This is a genomic window from Paracraurococcus lichenis, from assembly GCF_030657435.1.
Taxonomy (GTDB): Bacteria; Pseudomonadota; Alphaproteobacteria; order Acetobacterales; family Acetobacteraceae; genus Paracraurococcus; species Paracraurococcus lichenis.
Window position 1 is genome coordinate 1 of record NZ_JAUTWS010000136.1, and the last position, 8,164, is coordinate 8,164.

At 71.6% G+C, this 8,164-nt stretch carries 9 protein-coding genes; 3 read left to right on the forward strand and 6 right to left on the reverse strand.

Going from position 1 to position 8,164, the window contains the following annotated elements:
- The 5 genes from Q7A36_RS36755 to Q7A36_RS36775 all read right to left on the reverse strand — a co-directional run.
- The coding region (locus Q7A36_RS36755; RefSeq protein WP_305108763.1) for a DNA topoisomerase at positions 1–1,590 on the reverse strand (1,590 nt) is incomplete at its 3' end.
- A gap of 220 nt (positions 1,591–1,810) precedes the next feature.
- The gene (locus Q7A36_RS36760) at positions 1,811–2,302 is read right to left on the reverse strand and encodes a Bug family tripartite tricarboxylate transporter substrate binding protein (RefSeq protein WP_305108771.1); all 492 of its coding nucleotides are present in this window, start codon (positions 2,300–2,302) and stop codon (positions 1,811–1,813) included.
- Between the two features lie 47 nt (positions 2,303–2,349).
- Positions 2,350–3,276 (reverse strand): anti-sigma factor family protein, encoded by a 927-nt coding sequence (locus Q7A36_RS36765; protein WP_305108764.1) that lies wholly within the window; start codon positions 3,274–3,276, stop codon positions 2,350–2,352.
- The gene (locus tag Q7A36_RS36770) at positions 3,273–3,965 is read right to left on the reverse strand and encodes a sigma-70 family RNA polymerase sigma factor (protein ID WP_305108765.1); all 693 of its coding nucleotides are present in this window, start codon (positions 3,963–3,965) and stop codon (positions 3,273–3,275) included. The genes Q7A36_RS36765 and Q7A36_RS36770 overlap by 4 nt, the downstream gene beginning before the upstream one ends.
- 83 nt (positions 3,966–4,048) lie before the next feature.
- Positions 4,049–4,330, reverse strand: coding sequence for a hypothetical protein (locus Q7A36_RS36775; RefSeq protein WP_305108766.1), 282 nt, complete (start codon positions 4,328–4,330; stop codon positions 4,049–4,051).
- A gap of 218 nt (positions 4,331–4,548) precedes the next feature.
- Between Q7A36_RS36775 and Q7A36_RS36780 the strand changes: the two genes are divergently transcribed.
- The 3 genes from Q7A36_RS36780 (at position 4,549) to Q7A36_RS36790 (ending at position 7,156) form a co-directional block, all read left to right on the forward strand.
- Positions 4,549–5,478 (forward strand): metallophosphoesterase family protein, encoded by a 930-nt coding sequence (locus Q7A36_RS36780; protein WP_305108767.1) that lies wholly within the window; start codon positions 4,549–4,551, stop codon positions 5,476–5,478.
- Between the two features lie 29 nt (positions 5,479–5,507).
- Positions 5,508–5,882, forward strand: coding sequence for a cupredoxin domain-containing protein (locus Q7A36_RS36785; RefSeq protein ID WP_305108768.1), 375 nt, complete (start codon positions 5,508–5,510; stop codon positions 5,880–5,882).
- Between the two features lie 221 nt (positions 5,883–6,103).
- The gene (locus tag Q7A36_RS36790) at positions 6,104–7,156 is read left to right on the forward strand and encodes an efflux RND transporter periplasmic adaptor subunit (protein ID WP_305108769.1); all 1,053 of its coding nucleotides are present in this window, start codon (positions 6,104–6,106) and stop codon (positions 7,154–7,156) included.
- Positions 7,157–7,216: 60 nt separating this feature from the next.
- Here the strand turns inward: Q7A36_RS36790 and Q7A36_RS36795 are convergent.
- On the reverse strand, positions 7,217–8,164 hold a 948-nt coding region (locus Q7A36_RS36795), incomplete at its 5' end, for an IS5 family transposase (protein ID WP_305108770.1).

Below are 8,164 nucleotides of genomic sequence, written 5' to 3' on the forward strand. Positions count from 1 at the left end.
CAGGAATTCCTGCGCCTTGAGGCCGCGGATGATCTCGGCGCGGGTCGCCGGCGTACCGATGCCCTTGGCCTCCTTCAGTCGCTCCTGCAGCGCCGAGTCCTCGACGAAGCGCCAGGCGTTCTGCATCGCCTCGATCAGTGTGCCCTCGTTGTAGCGCGGCGGCGGACGGGTTTGCTTGTCTTCCACCGTGGCGTCCAGCAGCCGGGTCGCCTCGCCGTCGCGCAGCGAGGGCAGCAGCTGCGCATCCTCGCCCCTCTCCTCCGCCGGCGTCCAGTCCGGGAAGGCGGCGCGCCAGCCAAGCTCGATCGGTTGCCGACCGACCGCACGGAACTCGTGCCCCCTGACGTCCAGCTTCGCCGTGGTCTGGCGGTAGCGGAAATCCGGCATCATCGCTGCCAGGTAAGCGCGAGCGATGACGTCGAACAGCCGCCGCTCGTCGGCGGTCAGGCGCGGCCAGACTTCGCGCAGCGCGGCCACCGTATTCACATTTGGAATGATGGCGTGGTGGCTGGCGCCGGCCAGGCCCTTGTCGTGGAAGACGCCGCCGGCGCCGCGGCGGATCAGCGGCGGCTCCGGCACCGGGATCGGCGCATAGGTGCGCCCGACGCGCAGCCCGGCGACGATCCGCGGCACGTCAGGGACCAGGCTTCCCGGCAGGTAACGGGTCTCGGCGCGGGGATAGGTAATGACCTTCTTGCCCTCGCCATCATACAGTTCCTGCGCCACCTCGAGCGTGCGCGCTGCCGACCAGCCGAAGCGCGAGCCACACAGCCGCTGCAGCGAGGGCAGGTCGTGCAGCCGCGGCGGTGACTGCCGCTTGTCCTCGACGCGGACCGAGAGTGGGCCGCTGAAGCCCTCGGCAGCGGCGGCGATCGCCTCGGCATCGGCACGCTTGCGGATGCGCTCCTTCGGCGCGTGTCGCATGCGAAAGCGGCCAGCCTCGGTCTCGGCGGTGGCGACCACCTCGAAGTAGTCCTCCGGGACGAAGCTCCGGATCTCCAGCTCGCGCCGGCAGACGATGGCAAGCGTCGGCGTCTTCACCCGTCCGACGCCGATCACCGCGCGTGCGCCCTTGGCCAGCGTCACGGTGGCAGTGCGGGTGAGCGAGAGGTTGTAGATCTGGTCGGCCTGCCGCCGGGCCACCGCGGCGGCGTAAAGCGGCGCGTACTCGGCATTCGGCTTGGCGCGGGCGAAGGCGTCGCGGATGGTCTGCGGGTCCTGGGCGGTGAACATCACCCGCATCACCCTGCCGCGGTAGTTGTAGTGCTCCAGGATCTCCTGGCCGATCAGCTGACCCTCGCGGTCGCAGTCGGTGGCCAGCCAGACCCGCTTCGCTTGGCGCAGCGCCTGACGGATCGCCTGCACCTTGGCCGCCTTGTTGCCGCCCGAGGCGGGCTTGGTGCCGTACAGCCCTTCCGGCCGCAGCAGGACGGTGCTCCAGCGCTTCCAGGCCGGCACCACGTCCTCCGGCTCGGCCAGATCGAACAGGTGGCCCTCGGCCGGCAGGACCGGGCCGTAGCGGGTACCGATGGCGGCGCGGACGTCCTTCGCCTGGCTCGTCTTTTCCGTGATGACGATCTGGTCGGTCATGCGGGGCTCCGCATGTTCTCTATAGGTTCCCGGCGAGGGGCGCCATGGCTTTTCCGCGGGAGCATTCGCGGCAGATCATGCGGGCTACCGCCGAGGCCGACTCAAAGGCGATCTTCGTGCCCAGACCGGCCGGCCGCATGTCGGCATCGCCTTCCCTGGAGCCGGCACCGGGATCTCTCCACCGGACCCGTTGCCACCCAGGCAGAGACTGTGCCGCCAGCTACTCCAGCCGAATATTCAACTCTCGCACGGTTGCTCCCCAGACCTGCCTCTCGCGGCGCTCGAAGGTTGCCAGTTCCTCCGGGGTGCCAGGCTCCGGCCGGGCCCCCTGGGCCCGGACCATCTCCCCGAAGCCCGGTGCCTGCATCGCCTGGCGCAGGGCGCCGTTGAGTTGGGCGATGATCGGCGCCGGGGTGCGGACCGGCACGTAGACCGCCTGCCACAGGCCGAGCGACAGCGGCAGGCCCAGCTCGGCCAGGGTCGGCACATCTGGCAACAGGGGCAGGCGCTCGGGCGAGGCGACGGCCAGCACGCGGGTGCCGCCATCCCGCGCCATGGCGGCGGCCGCGCCCGCCGGCAGCACCATCGCGTCCACCTGCGAGGACAGGACGGCCTGTATCGCCGGCGCCGCGCTGGTGAAGGGTACGTGCAGGAAGCTGGTATTGGCAGGGCGCGCGATCCGCTCGAAGGAGAGCTGGGATGTGCTGCCTATGCCCCATCACGCTCGGCGGACCATAGGGCGATCTGGACATCTCCCCCTCACGCCGGCGGTGCCGGATCCTGGGCGCGGGCGCTGAAGAGACGGGCGAAGTCCACGAGCTCGGCGCCATTCAGGTCGGAGACGGCCCAGAAGGTCATGCCGCCCTGGGTCCAGTGCACCACCGCATGACCCCCGTCACGTCCGCCACCATGGCCGGCCAGGTGCGGCGCGATTGGCGCGCCGGCCGCATCACCGGGCCAGACGAACAGGTTGATGACGTGGCCGCGCCGCCGGTAAATCAGGGCCGCGACGGTGTGGCCGTCCAAGTAGTCCAGCCGGCCGCCCGCCAGCGGAAAGCCTGCCTCGGCCAGGTCCGGGGTGGGCGGCGAAAAGTCCAGCCGGCCGGCGAACCAGGGCTTCACCGTATGGCGGTCGGACGAGGCGACGTCCTCGAGCCGCCCGGGCACGAGCAGCGAGCGGATATGGCTTGCCACCACCTCCCGCTGCAGCGTCGCAGCCTCGCCGTCGTCGGGCCCGACCCGGGGCTGCACGACCACGGCGACCGTGGCGGCCAGGCCGGCGGCAAGCGCCAGTGCGGGCCACCGCGCGTTCCACGGCCAGGACCGGCGGCGCGGCGATGCCGGCTGCGCGCCGCCCACCGCAGCCGCGGCCACGCGCAGCGGGCGCCGCAGCCAGTCCGGGGCGGCCAGCATGGCCGTTTCCGGCTGCCAGGCGGGGGCGCCGGACCCGGCCATCGCCAGGATGCGGCCGCGCAGCCGCTCGGGCGCTTGGTGGCGGACGCCGTCGCGCCGCAGCGCCGCGCGCCAGGCGCCGATCTCCGCGAAGGCGCTCGCGCATGCGGGGCATTCGTGCAGATGCGCTTCGCAGCGCAGCGCATTCGCCGCATCCAGCTCGCCATCGGCGAGCGCGTGCAGCAGCACGTCCATGCCCGCGCAGCGGGCCTCGTCCCGGCTTCCGCTCATCATGCCTTGCCTCCTTCCGCGGCCGCAACCCGGCGCCAGGCCTCGCCGAACATCTGCCGTGCCCGCGCCAGGCGCGACATGACGGTGCCGATCGGCGTTCCCGTCACGGCGGCGATCTCCCGGTAGGACAGGTCCTCCATCTCGCGCAGCACCAACGCCTCCCGGAACGGAGCGGGCAGTGCGGCGACCACGGCTTGCACCGCTTCGGCCGCTTCGGCGCCGGCCAGCGCCTCCTCCGGCGTACCGGCATCGGGGTCCGGGAGCTCTGCGGCCTCGTCGCCCTCCGTCTCCCCCGGCAGCGGCACGCTGCGATCCAGTCGGCGCTCCCGCGCCCAGTCGTAGAAGCGGTTGCGCACGATCTGCAGGATCCAGGCCCGCGGATCGCCGCCGCGATAGCCGTCGAAGCCGCGCAGGGCGCGCAGATAGGCGTCCTGCACGATGTCCTCCGCCGCATCGGCATCGCGCGCCAGGTGGCGCGCGAGATTGTAGGCGGCGTCGAGCTGCGGCAGCGCCAGGTCGCGGAAGCGCCTGGCGCGCTCGGGGTCGACGGTCCCCCCATCATTCGCGGCGGTTGCCAAGGCGGCATACTCCCCGGCGGTGTCCCGCCTGGCGGGCGCCGGCGGGCCGTCTGCGGCCGCGGCGCCCGTGCGGCGGGACCGGAAGGCCTGCAACGATGCGACCGTGGCTGGCATGTCGCTCCTCTCGAGGATGGGCGTCCATCCGAAAGACCGTCCGGCACCGTCACTTATTCCCGCCCTCGGCAGGACGCTTGCCCCTAGTGGCGCCGGCCGCCGCCGTCCTGGGCCAGCTGGCCGGGCTGTCCGGGGCCGGCAGGCCCTTGCGCCACGCCGGCACGCTCCAGCGCCTGGCGGACCAAGCGGTCCACCCGCGCCTGCTCCTGCCGGTCCGCGTCGCTGTTGCCCTGGATGGCCTGCTCGATCAGCCGTTCGATGCGCGCATCCCGCTGCGGGTCGCCGTGGCTCTCGCCCTCGGCATGGGCGAGCACCGGGACGGTCGCGGCTGCGAGGCCGAGGGCGATGGCATGCATGCGTGGCATGGTCGGTCTCCTGTCAATGGCGTGGGCTGCCGGGGCAGGCAGGCGGGCCTGACCTTCAGCGGTGCCGGTGCGGTGCCATGCCGCAGCATGTGCACCGCATCCAGGAGAGATGACCGCGCTGGACCGCCGGATATTTCCGAAGCTGCCGCCGGCGTGGCGGCGAATAAACCGTGCATGCCCGCCGTCCTCACCTTGTGGACCACACCGCGGAGGACAGCATGGAACACGGAACCAACCGACGCACGGCGCTCACCTGCATGCTCTGGGCCGGCAGCGGCCTGCTCTGGACCGTCGCGGGCGGCGTGCCGCGCGCATCGCTGCTGGGTGACGCGCAGGCGGCCCCGCCGGCGACGTCCGGCGATCTCTCCTTCATCCAGATCAGCGACAGCCATATCGGCTTTCACGCTGCGCCGAACCCGGATGCCGCGACGACGCTTGGCGAGGCGGTCGGCCAGGTGCGGGAGCGGCGAGGCGGCGCGGAGCTGCTGATCCATACGGGCGATGTCAGTCATCTCTCGCGCCCGGGGGAATTCGACACCGCCGAACAGCTCATCCGCGGTGCCGGGCTGCAGGCGCACTACGTGCCCGGCGAGCACGACGTGCTGGTGAATGGCGGCAAGCCGTTCTTCGAACGCTTCGGCGCAGGGGCGCCTGCGGGCGGCTGGTACAGCTTCGACCAGCGCGGGGTGCATTTCATTGGCCTGAACAACGTCCTCGACCTGCAGGCGGGCGGCCTCGGTCGGCTCGGCACCGCGCAGCTCGAATGGCTGGAGGACGATCTGCGCGGCCGGGCGTCCAGCCAGCCTATCGTCGTCTTCGCGCATGTCCCGCTCTGGACCGTCTACGAGCAGTGGGGCTGGGGGACCGAGGACGCGGCGCAGGCACTGGCCTATCTGCGGCGGTTCGGCTCGGTGACGGTGCTCAACGGCCACATCCACCAGGTGATGCAAAAGGTCGAGGGCAACCTCGCCTTCCACACGGCCATGTCCACCGCCTTCCCGCAGCCTGCGCCCGGCACCGCGTCCAGCCCGGGCCCGATCCGGGACGTGCCCGCCGGCCGGCTTCGCTCGCTGCTCGGCATCACGACGGTCCGCGAGGTCCAGGGAGGGCAGCCGCTCGCCATCATCGACACGCCGCTCGGCGCCTGACGCGGATCAGGAACCCGGAGGAGGCCAGCATGAGGAACCTGTCAGGGCCAGGGCGCCGGAAGCTGCTGCTTGCAAGCCCCTTCGTCCTTGCCGCCGGTCCGGCCGGCGCACGCCATGCCATGCCGGCCGCCGCCGTGGCCATCGAGGGCGACAGCGCGGCGATCTCGATCGACAACTTCACCTTCTCGCCGGCGCTGATCACCATTGGCCCGGGCACGCGAGTCGTCTGGACCAACCGCGACGACATCCCGCACACCATCCTCGGCAGGGATGATCCCCTCACCCTACGGTCGCCGCCCCTCGACACCGACGACGTCTTCTCCTTCGTCTTCACGGCGCCTGGGACGTATCGCTACTTCTGCTCCCTGCATCCGCACATGCAGGGGGCGGTGGTCGTGCGGTGAGCGCGACCGCCGTCTCCCGGTTGGCGGCCGCGCCGGCGATGGTGCCGCCGCACCAGGCACACTGCGTCCGCCGCCGGATGGTCGCGGCCGTGCTCGCGGCGGGCGCCCTTGGCGCCGCGGCGCAGCGAGTGGGGCGGACGCCCTCGCGCCCGGGCGCGGAGGCGGCCACGGTGGTCCTTCCTGCCGTCGCGGCCGGCGGGTTCCGCCTGACGGAGGCCGAGATGCGGTCGCTGCGCGTCGAGCCGGCGCTCGAGCGCGACCTCCGACCCGAGAGGGTGATCGAGGGTCGCATCGCCTTCGACGAGGAGAGCCTCGTTCCCGTGCTTTCGCCCTTCGGCGGCGCTCGGGTCCTGCGCGCCGTCGCGGCCGCGGGCGACACCGTCCGTCGGGGCGACACCTTGTTCGAGGTGGAGAGCGCGGACCTGCTGCAGGCGGAGAGCGAGGCACTCCGGTGCGCCGATACGGAGGCGAAGGCACGCGCGACGCTCGACCTCGCCGACGCAACCCTGGCGCGGCAGCGCGCGCTGCTTCGGGCCCGCGCCGCATCGCAACGCGATCTCGAACTCGCCGCGAAGGCGGTCGCGCATGCCGGGGCGGAACTGCGCACCGCGGAGGCCGCGCTGCAGGCGGCGCGTGCCCGCTTGGCAGTGCTCGGCCTGACCACCGAACAGATCGCGACACTGGAGCGGACACGGCGCCCGGACGCGGTTGCTGCCGTGCTCGCCCCTGCCGACGGTACGGTGGTACAGCGCCACCTGGGTGTCGGCCAATGGCTTGGGGCGGAGGCGAAGGTGCCGGCCTACACGATAGCCGACCTGTCGACGGTCTGGCTGATCGGCCTGGCGCGTGAAGCGGACCTGGCGCTGCTGCAGCCAGGCCAGGCGGTGCAGGCCATCGTGGACGCGCTGCCGGATCGCCTTTTTGAGGCGCGGATCGCTCGGCTGGCCAGCGCCATCGACGCCGTGACGCGGCGCCTTGAGGTATGCGCCGAGCTGCGGTCAGTGGATGGCGCGCTGAAGCCCGGCATGCGGGCAAGCCTCCGGATCGCTTTGGGCGATCCACGGAGGGCGGTCATCATTCCGGTGGCTGCGCTGCTCGAGAACGGTCCGGAGCCTGCCGTCTGGCTGGTCTCGGGCGATGACCACATCGCGTTGCGGCGGGTCATGCCGGGCATTCGTCTCGGCGACGATGTCGAGATCCTGGAGGGACTCAGGCCCGGCGAGCGCATCGTCACCGACGGGGCGTTGTTCCTGGATCGCCACCGCTTGGCCTGAGCGGCGCCTTGTTGCAGCGGTCAGCGGCTTGGACGCATCGATCCCTGCCCGCGTTCGGGATCATGCGATGCGGACGTATTCCGGCCGCCCAAGCTCGAGCATTCGGTTCAGCACGTTGGCAGCGATCGCCACCTCCGTCGTTTGGCGTCCATCCGTTTGCGAACGCAGCCCGCCGCCAATGACACGCTTCCATCTCGAGATGTCGGCCTCGATCAAGGCACGATCGTTGTAACCTGAGACCTTCTGCCAGCCTATACGGCCGCGCTCGGCGATACATCGCAGATGCACGTCCCGCTGCGTCGGCGTGGTCTCTGCCCCCGCACTCTGCACCGCGCTTGCGCGTGGCGGGACCACCACGGCCGCGTCGGGATGGTGCGCCGCGACCTCGGCGTAGACATCGTCCCGGTCGTAGGCACCGTCGCCGATGAAGGCCGCCACGGAACCGTCGACCTGCTCGAGCAAGGGGCCGACTTGCGAGCCGTCGTCAGCATCCCTGTCGGTCAGCACCGAGGCGACAAGCTGGCCCGTGTCGGCGTCCGTGGCGAGGTGCAACATCTTCCAGGCCCGACGCCGCTTGCTGCCGTGCTTCTCTTCCAGCCACGCGCCGGGCCCACAGAGGCGCAGACCGGTGCTGTCGACCAGCAGATGCATCGGCTCGCGCCCACAGCGCGGCCGCGGTACCTCGAGTGTCTCGGCTCGACGGCTGAGGGTCGAGTGGTCCGGTACCGCGAGATCGAGGCCGAGCAACTGCAAGATGGAGCCGATCAGGCCCTCGGTCTGGCGCAGAGCCAGGCGAGACACAGCCCGAAGGGTCAGGGCGGTGGTGATCGCCAGCGCGGAGTAGGTGGGCTGCCCGCCCCTGCCGGTGCGCGGCTTGGCCTTCCAGGCCTCGATCGCCTCCGGCGTGAACCAGACGGTGAGGCTGCCGCGGGCGCGCAGGCCCGCATCGTACGCGGCCCAGTTGGTAACCCGGTGCTTCTGCTTGGGAATGTGGTGGCGCCGAGCGGT

What these genes read in the sequence shown, in the direction of transcription:
- Q7A36_RS36765 (WP_305108764.1), bottom strand. Translation starts at nt 3,276, where the DNA reads ATGATGAGCGGAAGCCGGGACGAGGCCCGCTGCGCGGGCATGGACGTG.
- Q7A36_RS36770 (WP_305108765.1), bottom strand. Translation starts at nt 3,965, where the DNA reads ATGCCAGCCACGGTCGCATCGTTGCAGGCCTTCCGGTCCCGCCGCACG.
- Q7A36_RS36775 (WP_305108766.1), bottom strand. Translation starts at nt 4,330, where the DNA reads ATGCCACGCATGCATGCCATCGCCCTCGGCCTCGCAGCCGCGACCGTC.
- Q7A36_RS36780 (WP_305108767.1), top strand. Translation starts at nt 4,549, where the DNA reads ATGGAACACGGAACCAACCGACGCACGGCGCTCACCTGCATGCTCTGG.
- Q7A36_RS36785 (WP_305108768.1), top strand. Translation starts at nt 5,508, where the DNA reads ATGAGGAACCTGTCAGGGCCAGGGCGCCGGAAGCTGCTGCTTGCAAGC.
- Q7A36_RS36790 (WP_305108769.1), top strand. Translation starts at nt 6,104, where the DNA reads ATGCGGTCGCTGCGCGTCGAGCCGGCGCTCGAGCGCGACCTCCGACCC.